Source organism: Thalassospira profundimaris, assembly GCF_003326755.1.
GTDB lineage: Bacteria > Pseudomonadota > Alphaproteobacteria > Rhodospirillales > Thalassospiraceae > Thalassospira > Thalassospira profundimaris_B.
On sequence record NZ_JPWH01000001.1, the window covers coordinates 207,568 to 229,867 of the forward strand.

Annotated in this window: 18 protein-coding genes; 4 read left to right on the forward strand and 14 right to left on the reverse strand. The window is 54.6% G+C overall.

Annotated elements, in window-relative coordinates; genetic code table 11:
• Positions 1-43: 43 nt before the first annotated feature.
• From trpS to mutS, 4 genes are all read right to left on the reverse strand, one after another.
• Positions 44-1,045 (reverse strand): tryptophan--tRNA ligase, encoded by a 1,002-nt coding sequence (gene trpS / locus TH25_RS00960; protein WP_114086552.1) that lies wholly within the window; start codon positions 1,043-1,045, stop codon positions 44-46.
• Positions 1,046-1,235: 190 nt separating this feature from the next.
• Positions 1,236-2,786, reverse strand: coding sequence for a murein biosynthesis integral membrane protein MurJ (gene murJ / locus TH25_RS00965; protein ID WP_114086553.1), 1,551 nt, complete (start codon positions 2,784-2,786; stop codon positions 1,236-1,238).
• 347 nt (positions 2,787-3,133) lie between these two features.
• On the reverse strand, positions 3,134-5,881 hold the full coding sequence (locus TH25_RS00970; RefSeq protein WP_114086554.1) for a [protein-PII] uridylyltransferase: 2,748 nt from the start codon (positions 5,879-5,881) through the stop codon (positions 3,134-3,136).
• Positions 5,882-6,127: 246 nt separating this feature from the next.
• Complete coding sequence (mutS, locus tag TH25_RS00975) at positions 6,128-8,824, reverse strand: DNA mismatch repair protein MutS (RefSeq protein WP_309471277.1); 2,697 nt, start codon at positions 8,822-8,824, stop codon at positions 6,128-6,130.
• A gap of 159 nt (positions 8,825-8,983) precedes the next feature.
• Between mutS and TH25_RS00980 the strand changes: the two genes are divergently transcribed.
• The 3 genes from TH25_RS00980 to TH25_RS00990 all read left to right on the forward strand — a co-directional run bounded on the left by TH25_RS00980 (position 8,984) and on the right by TH25_RS00990 (position 12,676).
• Positions 8,984-9,502, forward strand: a complete 519-nt coding sequence (locus TH25_RS00980) for a hypothetical protein (protein WP_114086556.1) — start codon at positions 8,984-8,986, stop codon at positions 9,500-9,502.
• A gap of 268 nt (positions 9,503-9,770) precedes the next feature.
• Entirely contained in the window at positions 9,771-12,038 is a 2,268-nt protein-coding gene (locus TH25_RS00985; RefSeq protein ID WP_114086557.1) for an NADP-dependent malic enzyme, read from the forward strand.
• A 185-nt stretch (positions 12,039-12,223) separates the two neighbouring features.
• On the forward strand, positions 12,224-12,676 hold the full coding sequence (locus tag TH25_RS00990; protein ID WP_114086558.1) for a hypothetical protein: 453 nt from the start codon (positions 12,224-12,226) through the stop codon (positions 12,674-12,676).
• Positions 12,677-12,752: 76 nt separating this feature from the next.
• Here TH25_RS00990 and TH25_RS00995 read toward each other — a convergent pair whose 3' ends face one another.
• The 7 genes from TH25_RS00995 to TH25_RS01025 all read right to left on the reverse strand — a co-directional run bounded on the left by TH25_RS00995 (position 12,753) and on the right by TH25_RS01025 (position 19,300).
• Positions 12,753-13,742 (reverse strand): glucosaminidase domain-containing protein, encoded by a 990-nt coding sequence (locus tag TH25_RS00995; RefSeq protein ID WP_114086559.1) that lies wholly within the window; start codon positions 13,740-13,742, stop codon positions 12,753-12,755.
• A gap of 481 nt (positions 13,743-14,223) precedes the next feature.
• The gene (locus TH25_RS01000) at positions 14,224-14,796 is read right to left on the reverse strand and encodes a NifU family protein (protein ID WP_114086929.1); all 573 of its coding nucleotides are present in this window, start codon (positions 14,794-14,796) and stop codon (positions 14,224-14,226) included.
• Between the two features lie 149 nt (positions 14,797-14,945).
• A complete protein-coding gene (locus TH25_RS01005) occupies positions 14,946-15,920 on the reverse strand; it encodes a DUF2333 family protein (protein WP_114086560.1) in 975 nt (324 codons plus the stop codon).
• A gap of 69 nt (positions 15,921-15,989) precedes the next feature.
• A complete protein-coding gene (locus TH25_RS01010) occupies positions 15,990-16,544 on the reverse strand; it encodes a L,D-transpeptidase family protein (protein ID WP_114086930.1) in 555 nt (184 codons plus the stop codon).
• 188 nt (positions 16,545-16,732) lie between these two features.
• Positions 16,733-17,257: an inorganic diphosphatase gene (ppa, locus tag TH25_RS01015; RefSeq protein WP_114086561.1), complete on the reverse strand. Its 525-nt coding sequence runs from the start codon at positions 17,255-17,257 to the stop codon at positions 16,733-16,735.
• 163 nt (positions 17,258-17,420) lie between these two features.
• A complete protein-coding gene (locus tag TH25_RS01020) occupies positions 17,421-18,269 on the reverse strand; it encodes a glycosyltransferase (protein WP_114086562.1) in 849 nt (282 codons plus the stop codon).
• A gap of 101 nt (positions 18,270-18,370) precedes the next feature.
• Positions 18,371-19,300, reverse strand: a complete 930-nt coding sequence (locus tag TH25_RS01025; protein WP_114086563.1) for a LysR family transcriptional regulator — start codon at positions 19,298-19,300, stop codon at positions 18,371-18,373.
• Between the two features lie 249 nt (positions 19,301-19,549).
• On the opposite strand from TH25_RS01025, the gene TH25_RS01030 reads away from it, so the two are divergent.
• On the forward strand, positions 19,550-20,512 hold the full coding sequence (locus TH25_RS01030; RefSeq protein WP_114086564.1) for a DMT family transporter: 963 nt from the start codon (positions 19,550-19,552) through the stop codon (positions 20,510-20,512).
• Between the two features lie 44 nt (positions 20,513-20,556).
• On the opposite strand, the gene TH25_RS01035 is transcribed toward TH25_RS01030, so the two are convergent.
• From TH25_RS01035 to TH25_RS01045, 3 genes are all read right to left on the reverse strand, one after another.
• Positions 20,557-20,904: an antibiotic biosynthesis monooxygenase family protein gene (locus tag TH25_RS01035; RefSeq protein ID WP_114086565.1), complete on the reverse strand. Its 348-nt coding sequence runs from the start codon at positions 20,902-20,904 to the stop codon at positions 20,557-20,559.
• On the reverse strand, positions 20,901-21,230 hold the full coding sequence (locus TH25_RS01040; RefSeq protein WP_114086566.1) for an NIPSNAP family protein: 330 nt from the start codon (positions 21,228-21,230) through the stop codon (positions 20,901-20,903). The genes TH25_RS01035 and TH25_RS01040 overlap by 4 nt, the downstream gene beginning before the upstream one ends.
• A 63-nt stretch (positions 21,231-21,293) precedes the next feature.
• Positions 21,294-22,250: a DMT family transporter gene (locus TH25_RS01045; RefSeq protein ID WP_114086567.1), complete on the reverse strand. Its 957-nt coding sequence runs from the start codon at positions 22,248-22,250 to the stop codon at positions 21,294-21,296.
• Positions 22,251-22,300: the final 50 nt, after the last annotated feature.

The window sequence follows — 22,300 nt, forward strand, 5'->3', positions numbered from 1 at the left end:
CCGGTTTCGTGTGAAGCCGGGCCTTTTGCCAGAAGATTGAATTTTAGCGGTTCAGGAAGCCGACCACTTCCTTCACCTCACGCAGGATCGGCTGGGCGATGGCATCGGCGCGCTCCGCCCCTTTTGCCAAAACCGCATCGATATAGGACGGGTCATTTTTCAAACGGGCCATTTCTTCGGTAATCGGGGCCAGTTTATCAACCACCACATCGGTCAGGGCCTGCTTGAAACCCGAAAACTGGGTACCGCCATGCTCGGCCAGAACGTCCGCGACCGGTTTATCCATCAGGGCCGCATAAATGGTGACAAGGTTGCGGGCTTCCGGGCGGCCTTCAAGGCCGTCTGCCTCGGAAGGCAGCGGTTCGGCATCGGTTTTGGCCTTGCGGATTTTCTTAGCCAGGGTATCGGCATCGTCGGTCATGTTGATGCGTGCCATGTCCGAGCTATCGGACTTTGACATTTTCTTGGACCCGTCACGCAATGACATCACACGGGTTGCCGGGCCAAGAATAAGCGGCTCGGGCAGGGGGAAGAAATCTTCCGCGCTGAAGTCATTGTTGAATTTCGTCGCAATATCGCGGGTCAGTTCAAGATGCTGTTTCTGGTCTTCGCCAACCGGCACATGGGTCGCCTTATAGGCCAGAATGTCGGCTGCCATCAGGCTGGGATAGGCATAAAGACCAAGAGAAGCATTTTCGCGATGCTTACCCGCCTTTTCCTTGAACTGGGTCATGCGGTTGAGCCAGCCGATGCGCGCGACACAATTGAAAATCCAGGCCAGTTCGGCATGGGCGGAAACCTGGCTCTGGTTAAACAGAATGTGTTTTTCCGGATCAATGCCCGACGCAATCATACTGGCCGCCAGTTCACGAATATTGGCGCGCAGTTCACCTGGTTCCTGCCAGACGGTGATGGCATGAAGATCGACGACGCAATAGATGCACTCAAAGTCGTTCTGCAGGGCAACCCAATTGCGGATTGCGCCAAGATAATTGCCAAGATGAAGATTGCCGGTGGGCTGTGCGCCCGAGAAAACACGTTGCATGTGTATCGTCCATTTCAGGATTGTTCACAAAAAATCCGCATGCTCCGCCAGGTTGTGGACACCCGCCGGCGGACGAGCATACGAACAGACGCGCGGAGTTAAGCCCCCGAAGGCGAACAGGTCAAGCAGCTTGTCGTATATCGGGCAAATTAGCCGCGATCACGCCATGCCTGTGGTCCCGGCACTGTTATTATGCCGGGTTGCCGCGCTTCAGGGTTGATTTAAGTTCGCGAAAGCTGGTGGCACCGCTTAACTGGGCAATCACGGCATACACAACCATGCCGGTGATCACGATCCCGGCCATGATGGCCGCCCGCAGGATGGCATCGTAACCGGCATTCCAGAAAAAGACGATCGCCGCCCACAGAACCAGCCCCATCAGGAGGGATGACAGCAGGATGCGCGGCACCCGGCGTTTCAGCCGGTCATCCAGCGTTAAATGGTTGCGTTTGCGCAAAATTGTCGCCAGCGACAGGGCATTGATCCAGGACGACACCGCCGTTGCCGCTGCAATGCCCAGATGACCGAAAAACGGCATCAGAACAACAATCATGCCGATATTGAGCAACATGCAGATAATGCCGATCCGAATGGGGGTTTTGGTATCTTCCCGGGCAAAGAAACCAGGAGCCAGCACCTTGACCAACACCGATGCCGGAAGCCCGCAGGCAAAAATCGTCAGCGCCATGCCCGTGGCACTGGTTTCGGTTGCGCTAAAGGCCCCGCGCTGAAACAGCACGTTAATGATCGGGGTTCCCATAACCGCGAGCGCGATGGCAGCAGGCAGGGTGAGGAGCAGGGCGATTTCAATGCCGCGATTTTGGCTATACATCGCAACAGACGGGTCTTTGCCCTGTAACTGGCGCGAAAGTGTGGGCAGCATGGCCGTACCAATGGCAATACCAATGACCCCCAGAGGGAGTTGATGCACCCGGTCGGCATAATAAAGCCAGGAAACCGCCCCGTCGGACACCATCGAGGCCAGCATGGTATCGACCAGCAGGTTAAGCTGATAAACGCCCACCCCGATCATGCCCGGGATCATGCGTTTGCCCAGCAGTTTGACCTTGTCGTCAATGCGCGGCAATTGCCAGCGGATGGCAAATCCGGCCCGTTTACACGCAATCACCAGCCAGACAAATTGGCCAATTCCGGCCAGCAATACCCCCCAGGCCAGGGCATGGGACGGGGTTTCGGTCACGGGGGTTAAACCCAGCAAAGCCCCGATCATGAAAATGTTCAAAACCACCGGGGCGGCAGCGGCGGCAGCATAACGGTGCAGGGTATTTAAAATGCCCGACATCAGCGCAACCGCCGAAATAAAGGCCAGATAGGGGAATGTAATGCGCGAGAGTTCGATGGCCAGCGCGAATTTTTCCGGGTTTTCGGAAAAACCGGGGGCAAAAACCAGCATCGCCCAGGGCATGATAATTTCGATAAGGGCGACCAGAAACCCGGTAATCACCACCAGGATTGATAAGGCATTGGCGGCAAAATCGCGTGCTTCCTCGATCCCGCGTTTTTCAATGTCACCGGCGAGCAATGGAATGAAGGCCACCGAAAAGGCCCCTTCGCCAAACAGACGGCGGAACAGATTGGGAAATTTGAAGGCGACAAAAAAAGCGTCCGCCATGCCGCCTGCGCCCAGCATAGCGGCAATCAGAATATCGCGGGCAAATCCCAGCAACCGTGACAGCAGGGTAAAACCACTGACAGTGGCAATCGAGCGAACAAGTGACATGGCCTATCTGATCCGAAATTTCCGCACTTTGGCCGCGAGAGTGCCAGTGGAAGGTGAAAGAAACGGTAATTTTTGCCCGTTTCGAGCCTGTGACCTCACAAATTATTTATGCTTTGTGATGGCTGTCACAGGCTTGTGGCGGTGATTTGGTTCATTTTGGTGTCTCCAGTTTTTGTTGGGACACGAGCTTCTGGAATTTGACGGACGAGAGCATAAAAAGGATCCCCCATCCTGTCAGGCCAAGAGTAAGGCCGATCCGGTCAAACAGACCGACAGGGCTGGTGGAGATATCCTCGCTCTCGTCACATGATCAGGGAATTGGTTTTGGCCGGGATAATTGACCGGCCTTAACGCGGGTCATGTTTGCTTAAAACATCAATCAGGCTTTCCTTGATCTGGACAAATTTTGTCCGGCTATCAATTTTCAGGCCGAAAACATCCTTCACATAAAAAACGTCCACCGCGCGTTCACCAAAGGTGGAAATGCGCGCCGACGCAATTTGCAAAGACAGATCGCGCAAAACGCGGGTGATGTCATAAAGCAGGCCCTGGCGATCCCGTGCGTTGACTTCGATCACGGTGTGGGTGCGGCTGGCCTTGTTGTCGATAATCACATTGGGTTCCACCCGGAACACCGCGGTGCGGGCCTTGTTATCCACCACCTGGCGTTTTTTGATTTCCCCGCTGGGGCGCAATTGTCCGGAAATGACTTCTTCCAGGGTTTTACGCAGTTTGTTGAGCCGCCCCTTGTCATTAAACGCCTCGCCATTGGCATCCTGAATCCAGAAGGTATCAAGGGCCATGCCGTCGCTGAGTGTCAGGATTTTGGCATCGACAATGCTGGCACCACATACCGCCATGCCCCCGGCAATTTGTGAAAACAGGCCAGGATGGTCGGTGGTGTGCACCGTGATTTCGGTGGCATCCATGTCGGTTTCAATGCGGGTATCAATGGTAATGTCCGCTCCGGATTTTTTGGCATTCCGGGTCAGTTCGGCATGGCGCAACTGGGTTTCGGTATCAAAACTCAGCCAATAGGATGGATAACCGCGCGCGATGAAATCTTCGATATCCTGCTCGCTCCAGCCGGTCAGGGCCTCGCGCACTTTTTGCTGGGCACGGGCCACGCGGGAATCGCGGTTATCCGCATTCAAACCACCCGACAGCAAATCATCGGTGGCGTAATAAAGCTCGCGCAGAAGCGATGCCTTCCAGCCATTCCAGATATTGGGGCCAACAGCCCGAATATCGGCCACCGTCAGGCATAACAGCAGGCGCAAACGCTCCTGCGACTGCACCAGATCGGCAAAGGCACGAATGGTGGTCGGGTCATTGAGGTCGCGTTTGAAGGCGGTGGCACTCATCCATAAATGCGCCTTGACCAGCCAGGCCACCGTTTCGGTATCAGCCGGGCTTAATCCCAGGCGCGGGCAAAGCCTTTCGGCGACTTCAGCCCCCAGTTCGGAATGGTCGCCACCACGCCCCTTGGCAATGTCATGGAGCAACACGGCCACATATAAAACCTGACGCGATATGACCTTGTGGATCACCGATGTTGCCACCGGAACCTCGTCAGCAAGGTCGCCACATTCGATTTGGTTAAGAATGCCGATGGCGCGGATGGTGTGCTCGTCCACGGTGTAGGTGTGGTACATGTCATATTGCATCTGGGCCACGACACGGCCAAAATCGGGCACAAAGCGCCCCAGAACACCGGCTTCGTTCATTTTGCGCAGCGGAATGTCCGGGGTGATTTTATGGGTCAGGATTTGCAGGAAAATGGCGTTTGCCGCCGGATCCTTTTGCAAATTCTGATCAATCAGTTGCAGGTTTTGCGTCACCCAGCGCAGGCTTTCGGGGTGAATGCCAACGCCGTTCTGATGGGCGACCAAAAACAGGCGCAGCATCTGGATCGGGTCGTCGCGAAACACATCACGGCTTTCAACGGCCAGCCGGTCATTGCGCAACTGAAAGCCGTCAATTTCCTTGTTGCCAAAAAAACGGGCCGGAAAGCGGATTAGCGGGCGGCGCTGATGGCGTTCCTCAAGGGCGGCACAGAAAATGCGCGTCAGATTGCCCACATGTTTGACCATCAGGTAATAGTGCTTCATGAAGCGTTCAACGCCAATGGTTCCGGCATGGTCGGTATAGCCAAGGCGGGTGGCGATTTCGCGCTGCATGTCAAATGTCAGGCGGTCTTCGGGCCGGTCAGACAGGTAATGCAGCCAGCAGCGCACTGACCATAAAAAATTCTGCGCTTTCAAAAAGCCCTGGGCTTCCTTTTTGGTCAGAACCCGCTGATCGACCAGTTCCATCGGTGTGTTCACACGGTACAGATATTTGCCAATCCAGAACAGGGTGTGCAAATCGCGCAGGCCGCCTTTGCCATCCTTGACGTTGGGTTCGACAACATAGCGCGAATCGCCCATACGGATATGGCGTTCGTCGCGTTCATTGAGTTTGGCTTCAATAAATTCCAGGCCGCTGCCCTTGACCAGTTCATCCATGAACCGGGTGCGAAACTGGTCATAAATGTTCTCGTCACCCCAGACAAACCGGCTTTCCAAAAGGTTGGTGCGAATGGTGATATCCTGGCGCGCCATGCGCAGGCAATCCTCGACCGAGCGGGTGGCATGCCCCACCTTCAGGCCCAGATCCCACAGCATATAAAGGACATACTCCACAACCTGTTCGCCGTGCGCGGTCTGTTTGTAGGGAAACAGAAACAGAATATCGACATCCGAATGCGGTGCCATATCCCCCCGGCCATATCCCCCCACCGCGACCACCGCCATGCGCTGTTCCTTGGTCGGGTTATGCAGCGGATAAACAAATTCGACCGCATAATCATGGATCAGCCGCACGATCTGGTCGATCAGGAAGCTGTAGGAAAAAACCGCATCATGGCCGGAATTGCTGGCTTCAAATCGCGCGCGGATTTCGGCCCGTCCGTGTTGCAGCGTGTCTTTCAGACAGCGCAACACCGCTGCACGCTGCTTGAGGGGTTTTAAATCACCCTCTTTGCCAATATTGCCAAGTTCGGTGAAAACTTTGCGACGGTCGATAATATCACGCTGATTCTTGACTTTAAGCATGGCGAAATGCGGTGTCCTTGTTGTCGGGACGTGGATGCCAGGTTCCGGGGCCGGGCATGAAAGCAACAGACCATTATGGTGGTGCCTATATCCAGGCAACCTTGGTGCAGGGGGCGATTTTTGCGTGCCGCCCCCTTGATTACCAGTAAAATATTTGCCATCAGCCGGTTTTATATATCTGGCGCAAAACCGTTTTTTCTAGTGTTGCCGGGCAAAGGCGATACAGGGTTTCGCCAATAATCGGGGTTAGCTTTCCGCCTGGCGTTTCAAATCGCGCAGGCGATACAGCGCATCCAGTGCTTCACGCGGGGACATGTCATCGGGCTCAAGGGCGCTTACCGCATCAAGCAGCGATTGCTGTTGCGCGCTTAATGCCGGGGCGGCGTCCTGTTCTTCCTTTTCCACCTGGGCCATTGCGGCAGCAAAAAGCGGCAAATCATCGGCCAGTTTGGAAACGGCACCGCCCTGTTGCCCCTTTTCCAGGGTTTTTAACACCTGTTCGGCCCGTTTGATCACGGCCTTGGGCAAACCGGCAAGCTGGGCCACATGGATACCATAGGACCGGTCCGCACTGCCGGGGCCAACCTCGTGCAAAAACACCACTTCGCCCTGCCATTCCTTGATCAGCATGGTATGGCAGGAAAGATGCGCCAGCTTGGCGGCAAGGGCGGTCAGTTCGTGGTAATGGGTGGCAAACAGCCCCCGGCATTTATTCACTTCATGCAGGTTTTCCACCACCGCCCAGGCAATAGAGAGGCCATCAAAGGTGGCGGTACCACGCCCGATTTCATCGAGAATAACCAGCGACCGGTCGGTTGCCTGATTGATAATGGCGGCGGTTTCCACCATTTCGACCATAAAGGTGGATCGCCCGCGCGCCAGGTCATCGGCCGCGCCAACGCGCGAAAACAATCGGTCAATGGCGCCAATATGGGCCGATTGCGCCGGAACAAATGCACCAATTTGCGCCAGCACGGCAATCAGCGCATTCTGGCGCAGGAAGGTGGATTTACCCGCCATGTTGGGACCGGTAATCAGCCACAGTTTCTGTTCGTCCTCAAGGCGGCAGTCATTGGCAACAAAGGGCGATTCCCCGGCATTTTGTAAGGCAGCCTCGACCACCGGGTGGCGGCCTGCGCGAATGTCAAAGGACAGGCTGTTGTCAATGATCGGGCGAATGCAGCCTTGCTCGCGTGCCAGTTCGGCAAGGGAGGCGGAGACATCCAGCCCCGCCAGCGCCTGGGCACAGCGGGCAATTGGGTCGGCATGGGCCAGCACCGAATTGATCAGATCGGCAAACAGTTCCAGCTCCAGTGCCATTGCCTGGTCACCGGCCTTGGCGACTTTGCTTTCCAGTTCGGACAGGGCAACGGTGGTAAAACGCACGGCATTGGCCATGGTCTGGCGATGAATAAATTCATCTACATCCATCATCTTGTCGGCCTGTTTGGCCGGCACCTCGATGAAATAGCCCAGCACGTTGTTGTGTTTGACCTTCAGGCTGGAAATGCCGGTCTGTTCGGTATAGCGCGCCTGCAAATTGGCAATCAGCTTTTTGCTTTCGCTTGACAGCATGCGCAATTCATCAAGCGGCGGGTGATAGCCGCTGGCGATAAAACCGCCATCACGCGCCATCAAAGGCAGGCTTTCGGAAAGGGCGCGGCGCAGCAGGTCAACTAGGTCACCATGATGGCCCATTTCGGTCAAATGATCGTTCAGGGCGGCGGGCAGGGTATCCAGGCTGTTATCAGCCGGATGGTCCAAAAGGGTGCGAATGGCAAAGGCACAGGCAAGGCCATCGCGAAGGGCGGCCAGATCACGCGGGCCGCCCCGGCCAATCGACAGGCGCGACAGCGCACGTTCAATATCGGGGCATTCCGATAGGGCATTGCGCAAATCGCCCCGCAAATCGTCATGGTCATGAAAATAACTGACCAGATCAAGCCGCTGGTTAATTGTCCTGGCATCGGTCAGCGGGGCGGAAAGGCGGGCGGCCAGCAACCGGGCACCGGCCCCGGTGCGGGTGCGGTCAATCACCGATAACAGCGACCCTTTGCGTTCCCCGCTTTGGGTCTGGGTCAGTTCCAGGCTGCGCCGGGTGGCGGCATCAATTTCCATTGCCGCGCCCTGTGCCATGCGCGTGGGCGGCGACAGGCGCGGCATCTGGCCCTTCTGGGTCAGCTCGACATAGTCAATCAGCGCGCCAGCGGCCGAAAGCTCGGCCGTTTCAAACCCGCCAAAGGCATCAAGCGCGGCGACATCATACAGCTTTTTCAGGCGCAGTTCGGCATTGGCCGAATCGAACCGCGCGGCAGGCTGCGGTGTGATGATGTTTTTATATTCGTTATATAAATCAAACATCTCCGACCGGTTCAGCAACCGATCCGAAATCAGGATCTCGCCCGGGTCCAACCGGGCGATGGCGGCACTTAACCCCGCACTGGTGCAGGGCTGCACATAAAAATCACCCGTTGAAATATCCAGCCAGGCCACCCCCATTTTGCCACGCACATCGGCAATGGCCGCCAGATAGTTGTGGCGTCGCGCATCAAGCAGGCTGTCTTCGGTCAATGTGCCGGGCGTGATCAGGCGCACCACATCGCGTTTGACCACCGATTTGGAACCGCGTTTTTTGGCTTCTGCCGGGTCTTCCATCTGTTCGCACACCGCGACGCGAAATCCCTTGCGGATCAAACGCTGCAAATAGGTTTCGTGACTATGAACCGGAACACCTGCCATCGGAATATCGTTTCCCTGATGTTTGCCACGTTTTGTCAGGGCAATATCAAGGGCTTCGGCGGCTTTGACGGCATCGTCAAAGAACAGCTCGTAAAAATCGCCCATCCGGTAAAACAGCAGGCAGTCCTGATACTGTTCCTTAAGCTCAAGGAACTGGATCATCATCGGGGTTGCGCCGTCGCGGTTAAAATCGGGTGTGGTCATGGTTTTTTCAGAAAATCCGGGCATTTTGTTCATGGCAGCCTTGATAGCAAACCCGGCGGGACTTGGCGAGGGGGGCCGTTATTTTGCCCTAAAGTTTTGCAATATATGATAAAATACTTTTGTTGGATGTTATCGGACCAGTGACCGAGGAGAAAAACAATGTCTGAAGAACACATCACAGCCCAGGTTCCGGAACTGGTCGGCTTGTTTGATACCAAAGAATCCTTTGATGCGGCGGTAAAGGCGCTGACGGCTTCGGGTTTTTCCCATACCGATCTTTCCGCGCTTAGCACCCATGAAAGCATCGATGTTGCGGGCAAGGAAGGCCAGTCCTGGACCGATGTCCTGACTGCGATGTTTGGCGAGGTCAAATATGAAGTTCCGCTGGTGGCATCGGGTGCGATTGCCCTGTTTGGCGGGGCGGCAACAGCGGCCCTTGCGCTGGCGATTGGGGCCGGGGTTGGCACAATGGCCCTGACCGATTTTATCGACAAGGTCACATCCACCCCCCATACCGAAGATTTCGCCAAGGCGATCAAGGAAGGGTCAGCCGCCTTGTGGGTCCGTCTTGACCCGAAAGACCCGGCCAAAGAAGCCAAAGCCCGCGAGATTTTTGCGCTGAATAACGCGCATAATGTTCATATCCATGAACCGGTTGAACCGTTGGCTGAAGCCTGATTACGGGCTGGTAACGAATTGCTTAAAGGCACCCTGCCTGCGCGCCGGGTGCCTTTTTTTATTGGTGTCATTGAAATCCTCTGTTCCGATGTGCTGATGTTGCGATGCAACATACGGAAAATGCAGGAAAAATTGCAATTTTCATCAACTGGTCCTTTGACCGGCGTGCGGAACCCTGATTTATTACGAGGTTCCCTTTGGCAGTCCCACAACCTGTCTTCGGGTTCACCGCTTTTCTCACCCACCATGCAAGCGTCAGTGAAGACATATGGAAGAAAAAGAAATCAAGGTTCGTGACCGCGAAGCACTGCTGTTTCATTCCAGCGGCCGCCCCGGAAAAATCGAAATTACCGCCTCCAAGCCGCTGACCACCCAGCGCGATCTTTCTCTGGCCTATTCGCCAGGTGTGGCTGTGCCGTGTCTGGAAATCGCCAAAAACCCGGCCACGGCCTATGATTATACCTCCAAGGGTAACATGGTGGCCGTCATTTCCAACGGCACGGCTGTTTTGGGCCTGGGCAATCTGGGGGCACTGGCCTCCAAACCGGTGATGGAAGGCAAAGCGGTTCTGTTTAAACGCTTTGCCGATGTTGACGGCCTTGATCTTGAAGTTTCGACCGAAGATGTGGACGAGTTTGTCAATTGCGTGCGTTTTTTGGGTGCGACCTTTGGTGGCATCAATCTTGAGGACATCAAGGCACCGGAATGCTTCATTATTGAAAGCCGCCTGCGCGAACTTATGGATATTCCGGTTTTCCATGATGACCAGCATGGTACGGCGATTATTGCCGCATCGGGCCTGATCAATGCCTGCGACCTGACAGGGCGTGACCTGGCCGACATTAAACTGGTGGTGAACGGGGCAGGGGCTGCTGCCATTGCCGTGGCTGCCCTGGTGAAAAGCATGGGTGTGTCACCCGATAATGTCATCATGTGTGATTCGCGCGGTGTGATTTACAAGGGCCGCGAAGATGGCATGAACCAGTGGAAATCGGCCCACGCCGCCGATACCGATGCCCGCACCCTGGAAGATGCCATGAAGGGGGCAGATGCCGTTTTTGGCCTGTCGGTCAAAGGGGCGATTACGCCCGCGATGGTTAAAAGCATGGCCAAGCGACCGATCATTTTTGCAATGGCCAACCCGGATCCGGAAATCTCGCCCGAGGAAGTTGCCGAAATTCGCGATGATGCCATTTGCGCCACCGGCCGCTCGGATTACCCGAACCAGATCAATAACGTGCTGGGCTTCCCCTATATCTTCCGGGGCGCGCTGGATGTTCAGGCATCGACCATCAATGAGGAAATGAAAATTGCGGCCGCCCATGCCGTGGCAGCACTTGCGCGTGAAGACGTGCCTGACGAGGTCGCAGCGGCCTATTCCGGCCGGCGGTTGCAATATGGCCCGGAATATATCATTCCCGCCCCGTTTGACCCGCGCCTGATTATTGCCGTGCCCAAGGCGGTGGCCCAGGCAGCAATGGATAGCGGTGTTGCCCGCCGTCCGATTTTTGATATGGGCGAATATGAAAACCAGTTGCGCAGCCGTCTTGATCCGACAGCAGCCCATTTGCAACTGATTTCCGATTATGTGCGCGCCCATCCCAAACGCATCGCCTTTGCCGAAGGCGAGGAAGAAACCGTTATCCGCGCGGCTGCGGCATTCCGCAATTCGGGCTATGGCACGCCGATCCTGGTGGGGCGTGAAGACCGCATTTTGCATACGGCAAAACAGTTGGGGATTGAAAGCCTGGAAGGGGTGGAAATTACCAATGCGGCTCTGTCGCACGATAACCGCAAATATGCCGAGTTCCTGTATGAGCGCCTGCAGCGCAAAGGTTATTTGTGGCGGGACTGCCAGCGCATGGTGAACCAGAAACGCAATGTGTTTGCCGCCACGATGGTGGCAATGGGCCAGGCCGATGGCATGATCACCGGCCTGACGCGGAATTTTAATCGCAGTTTTTCCGATATCAGTTCCGTGATCGATGCCAAGGATGGCGAAATCCCGATGGGGCTTTCGATCGCCATTGCCAAGGGCCGCACGGTGTTTATTGCCGATACGCGTGTGCATGATGTGCCCGATGCCCAACAATTGGCGGAAATTGCCATTCAGGCGGCTAAAAAGGCCCGTCAGCTTGGCCATGAACCGCGTGTGGCTCTGATCTCGCATTCGACCTTTGGCAACCCCTGGACCGAGGATACCGACCGCATTCGCGAGGCGGTATCGATTTTGGAAAATGCCGATGTCGATTTCGAGTTTGATGGCGATATGAGTGTCGATGTCGCGCTTGATACCGAACTTCTGAAGCTTTACCCGTTTTGCCGCCTGTCCGGCCCGGCCAATGTGCTGGTCATGCCGGCCCTTCATGCCGCGACCACGGCATCGAAGCTTTTGGGCAAACTGGGCGGTGGCACGGTGATTGGCCCGGTGATGATTGGTCTTGCCAAACCGGCCCAGATTACGCAAATGGGGGCCACTGTGAACGACCTTGTCAATCTGGCTGCCCTTGCCGCCCATGAGGCAGAGCACGGCTAAGCGGGCCTTTCCCGGGGGTTTGTTGACCGGGTTATGATACCGTTCACCTTGGCTTTTTTGTTATTTGGGCGGTAAAAACATCATCTGATAGGATATGGCGGAAACGGGAGACCCGATTTCCGCCATATCTGTTTTATAGTGTGTTGAAAATTGACCACCGATCGATGAAAAAAGGATCGAACCTGATGCTGCGCCTTGTCGCCATTTTTGCTTTTTTGCTGATCGTGCCGGTTTTATCGGCCTGCAATGACGAGGTCAGTGCCGAACCGAGTGCCGATGAAATTACCACGGCCGTGATTGAACGTTTCCGCAACGATCCCTATGCCCGTGTCGCCCATGTCGAGAATGTGCATAAAACCAACAGCGTGCCCGAAGGCGACGGGGTTGTGACGGTGATGGTCAGTTATGACATGGTATTTGATCGCAGCATTGCCGAATTCGCCGATGATGTGATGGAACAGGGCAAGCAGGCCGAAAATCTTGATGCGGCAAGTGAGGCAGCCCGCGATGCGGTGGATGTGTTGAAAATGAAAATGCTGGCCCTGAAAGAAGGCGGTTTTACCGTGGGGGACCGGCGCGGTATCAGCAATGAAATCCGGCTGGTGAAATCTGAAAAGGGCTGGATCTATCGGCCATAGCCATAGCTTGTTGGAACTGGATAAAAAAAGGGTGCCGCTGATTGGGCACCCTTTTTTCGTCATCTGATTTTCTGGTTTAATCCTGCAAAGATGCCAGCAGGTTTGGTGGTGGTGGAACATCCTCGGCGGCAAATTTCATGCCATCAAGATCGTCAAGATTATTGGCCCGCATGATGGCATGCAGGGATTCCACGTAATCTTCACCGCGTTCCGAATATTTCACCAGCGTATTGGCCAGTTCCCAGCCGGTGATGTTATCCCCTTCGGCCCGCAGACGGGCGCGTTCTTCCCGCAGGGATTTATAGGCCGGATGGGAATTGATGTTCCGGGCATAGGCGCGTACGGAATCCATCAGGGTATCAAATGCCTTGATCACGTGGGTTTTACCCTCTTCGCGATCTTTTGGAACAATGCCTTCTTCCTCGTTATAGGCCCACTGGCCAAACAGGGCATTGCCCTTGCGGACAAAACGCGACGTGCCCCAGCCGCTTTCTTCGGCCGACTGCGCCAGAATCAGCGAGGGCGGGATAATATCAATGCGCTCAAGCAGGGCCGAAATGCCACCGCTTTCGACACGGTAGCGTTTCATCATTTTTTCAACCCATTTTTGCTGGGTCGGTGTTGCTGGCACACCGGCATATTCGTTGCTTTGAATGGACAGCAACCGGTCGCGCCGGGCGGTAATTTCTTCATTCACCCGCAGGGCAAGCGGCAAAATGATGCGCAGGAAAATCTGTTTGCGTTCCGCAACCGAGCTTAGATCGCGCAGGCCTTTGGGCACGCGTTTGATATAAACACGGGGAATGGCATCGGAATTACCCAGCTTATAGTCGATGCTTTTGAAATACTGATCCAGCGCGACCACTTCCGGGTCGCGCTGATAAAGCTTTTTAACCTTCGGTTTTTCCGGTTTTACCGGCACAACAACCGAGGCATCAATCACCATGCCAGCCGGTTTCGGGGCAATATCAAAGTCGCCAAACATCAGCGCATATTGCAAGCCCACCGCGCCAATTAAGGACGCAAGTGCGACTTTTGTAAATGTCGTCTGGTTTGCGCTACTCATTCATCTCTCTCCAGGATCATTGAACCTGTTCGTTTTTCCGCGCCCCGTTACCTATGACCGGCCCGGGAAAGCGGTGCAACCGTAAAAAAACAATGCACGATTAACCCCCCGCCAATACTCGTATTCCGCATAATAGCGGCAACGCATCACGAACCCGAAAGATCGCGACGGGGCGTAAAAAAGTTACGAATCGGTTAATGGGGGATGCGTTCACCCCTTCTTGTCAGGTTGGTCATGGCGTTTTCCCAACCTGTTTATTTGCCATATGGTCCGGCATTTATGGCACATCCCCACTTTATGTGGTGTGCTTCTTTGATGCACGGCAATACATCATGTGGCAAAGGCATTCAAGCGTACAATGCGGTAAAAATCGCGCCGAACCCTCTCAGCCAGTTTATCTGTTGGAAAACCGATAGCTGACGATTCCGGCGCGATTATGAAAAGATCGTGGTCATAGCATGAGGTGGCAATTTGCCACCTGTCAGTATTCCGCCATCACCGGTTCGACGGCCTGCACTTCGGGCACATAATAGCGCAGCATGTTTTCAATGCCCATTTTCAGGGTCGCGGTGCTGCTCGGGCAGCCAGAGCACGCACCGTGCATTTCCAGATAGACAACACCGTCTTCAAATTTGTGAAAAACGATGTCACCGCCATCCTGGGCCACAGCCGGGCGTACACGGGTATCAAGCAGTTCCTTGATCTGGCTGACCAGTTCGTCATCGCCTTCAGAGGCGGAGCTGGTTGCCTTGGTGGCATCGCTGCCCTGATCGAGAACAGGCTGGCCGGAGGTATAGTGCTCCATAATGCCGCCCAGGATCTGTGGTTTCAGGGTTTGCCAGTCGCGGCCATCTTCCTTGGTGATGGTGATAAAGTCACCCCCCAGGAAGACACCGGTAATACCGTCAACTTCAAACAGCTTGCGCGCCAGCGGCGATTTTACATGTTCATCGTTGCTGGTGAAATTGGCCGTTCCCTGACGGCCCATAACTTCTTCCCCCGGAAGAAATTTTAGGGTGGCGGGATTCGGGGTTGGTTCGGTTTGTATGAACATTTTCACCAAGTCCTTTTTCTGTGGCGCCGCAGGCATGGCACAATGCGGCGGCCTCATGTCTTTCACTTTGGTCTCTAAATGGGCCAATTTTGCAAAAAGATCAAGTCCGACCATGCAAGTCGGGTATTCAACAAAATACCATATTGCGCCTAGCGTTGCAGGATGCTGATGATTTCATTCATTTGCGTGCGGGCCCGCAGCAGGTAAAAACCCAGGCCGGCAAGATGGTTGGGTAAAATGATCCCGTCGGCGGAACCGTTAATCACAACCAGCGGGTCCAGTTTTGCTGCCGCCTGCAAGGATGCGACCATTTCCGCCCAGATCTGGCTGACCTGGCGTTCATTGAGGATATTCTCGAAATCGGTGCCAAGGTCCCGCAGGATCAGACTATAGGTGTAAAGCCGACCCTTGGTGGCGTAAAATACGTCGTCTGCAGTGGTATCGAAAATCGACGGGTGGGCCACCTTGTTGTCAATCAGTGCCGATGCCGACCCCAGATCATTGGCAATGCGTCCCAGGGTTTCCTGTAAATTGTCAGCACGGCGTTCAAAAACCGCATTACCAGCGGCCAGCCGTTCATTATAGCGCAACAGGGCGGAAATGGCCTGGCGGTATTGCTGTTCGGAAGATACACCGGGCAGCAGCGAGATGCTGGGATCAAAGACCCATTTGTCGCCGCGGAATTTTAATGCCCCGGCAGCGTTATCGAGATCACTGTCAACCTGGCTGGACCCGCGGGCCCGGCCGATCTGGTCGGACATTTCGATGGCGAATCGCGACAGGGCGTAAATAATGCCGGTTTGGTAATTCGGCATATTGTCCAGCGCGGCACCGGGCATAAAGAACGGGTCATTCGCCGTCCAGTCATGCTGGTTGACCTCACGGTCAATCAGGGCCGCAGCCGTGGCAACGGCATGGCTGCCCCCCTGATAATTACCGGTAAAATCGGTATTATCATCAATATTTTGAACCACAAGCATACCGACCGGATAATAAATCAGGGCGAGAACAACAATCACGGCAAGGGCCCGAAGCCAGAAACGCCCGCTTGTAAAAAAGCCGCGCAGTTTTGCACCAAAACCTTTGATGCCGCCCTTGTTGTATAGGTAATCGTCTTCGATCATGTCCTGTCCCGGTCTGATGAATGTACGATGATCAAACTAGGGTCTTGGCGGTTAGGCCGCAAGGATATGTTAGGCCCGATCCGATTTCCCGGCCTTGATACAAAGTCGTGTTGCCGTGTCGCAACCTGCAAGAATTTCATAAAGATCGTCGCGGGCAAGGGCAATGCAGCCTTCTGTGCCTTCGTATTTTGGGCGGGCGATATGGATGAAAATGGCCGATCCCCGGCCAGCGACTGCCGGGCTGTCATTATGGTCCAGGGTGACAATGACATCATAAACAGGGTCGTCGCGCCAAAGCTTCTCGTGGCTGGCGTTAAAGGGCAGGCGCACCGGGCGGTTGTAACGGCTGCTTGAGGGCGCATCGCACCAGCCATCCCGGGGATTGAGGACGTGGGTGGGCAGGCCGGTTTTTGGGGCCGGAACCCGGTCGGCCCGATACATCACGTAACGCAGTTTCCATTCGCCAATCGGGCTGGCCCCGTCGCCTTCGCGTTTATCGGCTGTCATGCCTGTCTTGCCAATTGCGGCGCGATATTTTTTGCCCATAAAGGTCAGCTTACCGCTTTCATCAACCGTGATCCGTGGCGCTGTCGGGGCGGATTTCGCGCTTTTATGGTCGGCCATGATGGCAAATTTCCCTGATTGATATTTGGTTTTTGGGTGGCGGTTTTGATCGCTGCCATCTGATAGGCGGAATTTGTTCTGGTGATGACGGCCTTTGAAAATGACAACGCCCCGCAATATTGCAGGGCGTTGTATCATGTCATGCGGATTCTTGCTGTTAGCGTAATGACAGCAAAACCGTCACAGCCTTATTTTGCAAAACGTGCGATGGCGGCATGGATCAGTTCGGCGGCGGTTTCTGCACCTTTCCAGCCGGTTACTTTGACCCATTTGCCTTTTTCAAGGTCTTTGTAACGCTCGAAGAAATGCTGGATCTGGTCGCGCAGGATTTCCGGAAGGTCTTCGTGCGATTTGATGTCCTTGTAGTAAGGATCAACCTTCTCATGGGGCACACAAATCAGCTTTTCGTCCATGCCGGCTTCGTCTTCCATCATCAGCACGCCAATCGGGCGGGCGCGAATGACAGAACCGGCAACCACCGGCTCGCGGAACATGACCATCGCGTCAACGGGGTCGCCATCTTCACCCAGGGTATTGGGGATGAAGCCGTAATTGACCGGATAATACATCGAGGTATGCAGAAAACGGTCCACAAATACCGCGCCTGAATCCTTGTCGACTTCGTATTTGATCGGCCCGCCCTGCGGGATTTCAATGACAACATTGACGTCCCAGGGAACGTCTTTACCAACCGCAATCTTGCTGAGGTCCATCGGGTAACACCCTTTCGCATATGCTTCAGATCACCCGTTGCCGGGCGTGGTTATGGGATTTGTTTATGTACCTTGATTAAGGCAACAATAATGGTGCCGCCCTTTTATCGTGAAATGTACGATGTTCCAAGAACCTGCTTGTTCATCCTTGGTCGCAGTTGCGTTATTCCGCTGCTTCTGGCGGCAAAAATATGCTTTGCACGGGAAGGAAACGTTGTTTTTCAGCTTCCAGGGTGCGGAAAAGCAGGCCATTATCGCTGGCACCGGAATGGCGCTGGGCGATTTTGCGGGCATGGAAAAGATGCAGGACGGGCGAACTGTATTCCAGATTTTTGCGACGGACACCAGCCCGGATCAAACGCAGGATAAAATCCGAATCCTCCAGGCCGTGGCTTTGATAAGCCTCGTCAAAACCGGCAATTTTATCAATATCTTCGCGGAAAACTGCCAGATTGCAGGCCTGCGCTTTTTTCCACGATGTTTCATATTGCCACATGCTTTTGTGCGATTGCGGCAGGGGTATAAACTGGAACGGACGATTGCATTGACCGGTAATGCCAAGTCCAAATAACGCAGCCCGTGGCCATTTATGGAACGCGGGCTGGTTGCGCATGACGAATTCGGTAAAACGGCGTTTCAGAAAAACGCGCTTGCCGGTGACAAAACAGCCCGGGGTCGCGGCTGCCCGGTGTTTGGAGATAAAATCGGGCATGACACAGCAATCGCCATCAATGAAAATCGTCAAATCGCCCTGAGCAAGCTTGAGCGCGCCATTTCTGACTTCAGAAAGGCGAAAACCCCGGTCTTCCTGCCAGAAATGCCGGATTGGAATGTCACTTTGTCTGGCGAAACGGGCAATGAGGTCGCGGGTTTCATCTTTGGACCCGTCATCCGCGATAATGATTTCAAAATGCCGGTCTTTTTGATCCAGCAATGATTTCAACACCATCGCAAGAGCTGTCGGCCAGTTGTAAGTGGCGACAATCACGGAAACGAGACTGGATTTCGACATCTTTCCCCCGATACAAGATCTAATCCCCCATTATTGCCCCTTAACAATAATGTGATTGAAAGTTGTACAGAGCCGGGGAAGGCGGGGCAATAGCCAGATGGTTACAAATCGGTATTTTCGTACACTTCACGACCAATCAATTGGCGAATCCAGTCTGCTGCGGCCATGACGGCAGGGTCGCGTTCGCGCGACGGGCGGATCAAAAGCCGATACCACCAGCTTGACATGAAATCGGGAAAATCGAGCATGACCAGTTCCCCGCGATCGACATATTTGCGGGCGATCACATCGGTACTGGCGACAATGCCATGTCCTTCGCGGGCGGCCTCAAGCGCCCAGATATGGTGGCTGAAGGTCCAGCAATCGGACAGGGCAAAGCGGGTATTTTCGAACCAGGATGTGATCTGGGAAAACTGTTCGCTGTCGCTGTCAATCAGCAGAATATCGCGGGGTTCCAGTTTGGCGACATCCACACTTGTCCGGTCAAATCCTCGTTGCGCCAGCCATTGCGGGGAAACCAGCGCATGATAGATTTCCGGCGATAAAAGCTCCATTGTCCAGCCGTCCGGACCCTGAAGGTCTTTGGGTGCAATTTGCAGCGCCAGATCAATTTCAAGCGGGTCAAGATCGTCATCAAATTCGATTTTGCGAAATTGTACCGGAATATCATCGGGAATAACGGCCCGCAGGCTATCGAGTTCTTCGATCAGAATGCTGAGCGCCGGGGTTGCCAGCGCCCCAATGCGAATGGCGCGGCCCTTGTCAGGCCCGATTTCCCCGGTAATGCCGGAAATATCATCCAGGGCGGCGGTCAGGCGGGGCAAAAGCTGGCGGGCCGATTTTGTCAGCGACAGGCCACGTCCTTTACGCAGGAACAGCACAACACCCAGGCTTTCCTCAAGCTGGCGCAATTGATGGCTGATCGCACTTTGGGTGACATTCAGTTCCTCGGCAGCATCTTTGACGCTTTGATGCCGGGCGGTGGCTTCAAAGGCGACAAGGGCGCGTAAGGGCGGTAATTTGCGACGCATTCCAGTACATCCGCTAACAGGCTTTGTGGGACGATCCTGTTTATCAGCACAGGTTGTTTATTTCGTACAAAATTTTCTCATCGGTCGCTGAAAACTCTTCATTCGTTTTTTTGAATGGTTCCGGGCAAGATAACCAACGAGAGGGTTTCCAGACCCATTGTCTCCTTGCGCCACCCGCAGTATTTGACTGATCCAGGCTTTGGAAACTCCCTCTTTATCCTTTTCATATCCAACACGGGAAGAATGGCGATGGACAGGACGCCGATGCGCCTGAGCGGAAATTTGCGCGGCGTGCTGTGGATGACCGGGGCGATGGCTTCGGGTATTTTTGTTGATGTTTGCGCCAAAATGGTTTCGGCTGACGTGCCGACAGCGCAGATTCTTGCCATGCGGGCCATCATCACGGTGGTGATTTTTCTCGCCGTGCTCAAATTTGTTGGTGTGCGTCAAATTCGCACCCGTCGTCCCTATGGTCATTTGCTGCGCGGCGTCATCTGGTACGGGTCGCTGTTTTGCGTGTTTTTCGCCCTTCGGCAGATGAGCATCAGCGAGGTGAATGCCTATCTGTTTATCGAGGCATTGCTTACAGTTTTGCTTTCTGTGGTGTTTTTGGGGGAAAGGCTGACGGCCCGTAAACTGGGCGCAACCCTTCTGGGTCTTGGTGGCGTCTGGATCATGTGTGTGCCGAAAATGGATGGTTTTGGCGTGCCGCTCGGCGTTGCCGCCGCATTGGTTGGCGCGTTTTGTTTTTCCGCGCAAACCATGTTGGCCAAGGTGCTGACGCGCACGGAAACCAATTTTTCCATGCTGTTCTGGCCGCAAATTGTGGCGGTGGTCATCTGGGTGCCGGTGGGGATCATGCTGTGGCAGCCTGCCGCACTGTCGGACTGGGTTTTTTCCGGTGGTGCCGGGTTTTTTGCCATGCTGACCAATTATCTGGTGCTCCGTGCGGTGCGTGTGGCCGATGCCAGTGTCATTTCGCCAGCGGCCTATACCGCATTGCCGTTTTCGGTGGCCGTTGATCTGGTGTTTTTCGATGTGCTGCCGATGCCGATTGTTTTTGTTGGCGCCGGGCTGGTGATTTTTGCCGTCATGATGCTGGATTTCAAGGGCACGGCCAAACCGGCCCCGTCTGCGGATCAGAATAAGGGTGAAGACGAAGATGCTGCTGCGATCGCACCATCAGAGCAGCCCGCCGAAGCCCGCACTTAGGCCAGATTTGGCCCGGACCATATATTTGGGTCCGGGCTGATTTTTCAGGCATTGTGGTGGCGTTGGGAATCTCCGGGCACCTCGTTTCTGTTGGTCATGCCGTAATCGCGAGCAACCTTGGCAACGCGCAGGCGGTAATCCTCGAATATGCGTGCCCGTCCCTTTGACTGTGCTGTGCGATGTTCTTCAAGGCTACGCCAGGCCTTGATCGCCTTTTCATCGCGCCAAAAGGAAAGCGAGAGAATCTTGCCCGGTGTGGTGAGGCTTTCAAACCTTTCGATCGAGATAAAGCCGTCTATGTCATCGAGCAAGGGACGCAGCGCAGCAGCAATGTCGAAATAGTCGGATTTATGATCGGGCCGGGGCAGGGCCTCGAAAATAACGGCGATCATGGTTCGATCCTTTGCGCATGCGGGCCGGAGGCCAGCGTGTAAAATTGCCGTTCTTCGCGGCGAATGAATTGTTCTTTGTGCGCGAATCGGTAGTTTTCCTGTCCCAGTGGGTCGGCCATTAAACGGGCGCGATAGGCTTCGTAAGCGGCAAGGCCGGGCAGGGTATAAACCCCGTAGGCAGTGGTGGTTGTGCCTTCATGCGGGGCGAAATAACCGATTAAATCGGCCCCGCACCGCGGAATCGCCTGGCCCCAGTTGCGGGCATATTCGGCGAAGGCATCTTTTTTATAGGGATCGATTTCATAACGGATAAAACAGGTCAGCATTTTCGGGTTCCTTTTTGATTTTACGCATAAGACAAATTTGGGTGAGGGGTGGTCGTTGCGGCATCAATCCTGTTTTTGTGTCGGGGCAGCAGGTTTGGATGTGATTTCAGAAGGTCTGATTGCGGGTATTCCGGTGGTTTTGGGCCAATTCAGAATGATTACACCGGTCAGTGCGATTGCGATGCCAAGAAGGGTGCGAGGGCCGGGATCTTCGTGCAGAAGAAAAATGCCAAGGAAAACGCCAATACCGGCACGCAGATAGCTTTGGCTGGCAACCCCCATCGGCCCCAGTGTTTTCACCAGCCGGAAATAGAGCAGCAGCGCCACACCGGTACAAAAAACCGAGAGGATGACGATAGCGCCAATGGCAGAGAAGGAAGGTCGTAACGCCCAGGGGTGATCGTTGATCAGGCACAGCGGGATCAGCCAGATCGTTGCCCAGATCATGGTGCCCGCAGCCGTGACGGAAGGGGCAAGAGCGGCAAATTTTTTGCCATAAAGGGCACCGCAGGCATAAAGAAAAGCGCCGGTCAAAACCGCCAACTGCCCCATAAGGTGCTGCCCCAAACCATTCAGGGCGGCAGGGCCGACAATAAGAATGACCCCAGCCAGCCCCGTTAAGGCACCTACAAGTTTTAACCCGTTTACCTGATTGTGGCGGACCAGCAGCAGCGAGATGAAAAACAGAAAAACCGGCGATGTGGAATTCAGTACGCTGGCAAGGCCGCTATCAACATATTGCTGCCCCCAGGCCAGGATCGTCCAGGCACCGATCGAATTGAAAAAGGCCTGTAACAGGAATTGTGCCCAGATTTTCGCATCACGGGGAAAATGCTGTTTTTGCATGTAAACAATGACGGTCAAAAAGACCGCGGCGATGCTGACGCGCAAGGCAATCAGTGTTAGCGGTGGAATTTCCCCCACGGCAATTTTGATAAAAATATAGGACGACCCCCACAACAGGGCCAAGATTCCCAATAACAGAAGTTCGCCCATAAAGGCGGTACGCGACAGGATCATTGTTTTCTCCCTGGATGAAAACGTGACGTGCTCGCCCATTATCGCGATTG

Bases quoted from the DNA above. Each gene is read 5' to 3' on its own strand.
- trpS (WP_114086552.1), bottom strand. From the start codon at position 1,045: ATGCAACGTGTTTTCTCGGGCGCACAGCCCACCGGCAATCTTCATCTT.
- murJ (WP_114086553.1), bottom strand. From the start codon at position 2,786: ATGTCACTTGTTCGCTCGATTGCCACTGTCAGTGGTTTTACCCTGCTG.
- TH25_RS00970 (WP_114086554.1), bottom strand. From the start codon at position 5,881: ATGCTTAAAGTCAAGAATCAGCGTGATATTATCGACCGTCGCAAAGTT.
- mutS (WP_309471277.1), bottom strand. From the start codon at position 8,824: ATGACCACACCCGATTTTAACCGCGACGGCGCAACCCCGATGATGATC.
- TH25_RS00980 (WP_114086556.1), top strand. From the start codon at position 8,984: ATGTCTGAAGAACACATCACAGCCCAGGTTCCGGAACTGGTCGGCTTG.
- TH25_RS00985 (WP_114086557.1), top strand. From the start codon at position 9,771: ATGGAAGAAAAAGAAATCAAGGTTCGTGACCGCGAAGCACTGCTGTTT.
- TH25_RS00990 (WP_114086558.1), top strand. From the start codon at position 12,224: ATGCTGCGCCTTGTCGCCATTTTTGCTTTTTTGCTGATCGTGCCGGTT.
- TH25_RS00995 (WP_114086559.1), bottom strand. From the start codon at position 13,742: ATGAGTAGCGCAAACCAGACGACATTTACAAAAGTCGCACTTGCGTCC.
- TH25_RS01000 (WP_114086929.1), bottom strand. From the start codon at position 14,796: ATGTTCATACAAACCGAACCAACCCCGAATCCCGCCACCCTAAAATTT.
- TH25_RS01005 (WP_114086560.1), bottom strand. From the start codon at position 15,920: ATGATCGAAGACGATTACCTATACAACAAGGGCGGCATCAAAGGTTTT.
- TH25_RS01010 (WP_114086930.1), bottom strand. From the start codon at position 16,544: ATGGCCGACCATAAAAGCGCGAAATCCGCCCCGACAGCGCCACGGATC.
- ppa (WP_114086561.1), bottom strand. From the start codon at position 17,257: ATGGACCTCAGCAAGATTGCGGTTGGTAAAGACGTTCCCTGGGACGTC.
- TH25_RS01020 (WP_114086562.1), bottom strand. From the start codon at position 18,269: ATGTCGAAATCCAGTCTCGTTTCCGTGATTGTCGCCACTTACAACTGG.
- TH25_RS01025 (WP_114086563.1), bottom strand. From the start codon at position 19,300: ATGCGTCGCAAATTACCGCCCTTACGCGCCCTTGTCGCCTTTGAAGCC.
- TH25_RS01030 (WP_114086564.1), top strand. From the start codon at position 19,550: ATGGACAGGACGCCGATGCGCCTGAGCGGAAATTTGCGCGGCGTGCTG.
- TH25_RS01035 (WP_114086565.1), bottom strand. From the start codon at position 20,904: ATGATCGCCGTTATTTTCGAGGCCCTGCCCCGGCCCGATCATAAATCC.
- TH25_RS01040 (WP_114086566.1), bottom strand. From the start codon at position 21,230: ATGCTGACCTGTTTTATCCGTTATGAAATCGATCCCTATAAAAAAGAT.
- TH25_RS01045 (WP_114086567.1), bottom strand. From the start codon at position 22,250: ATGATCCTGTCGCGTACCGCCTTTATGGGCGAACTTCTGTTATTGGGA.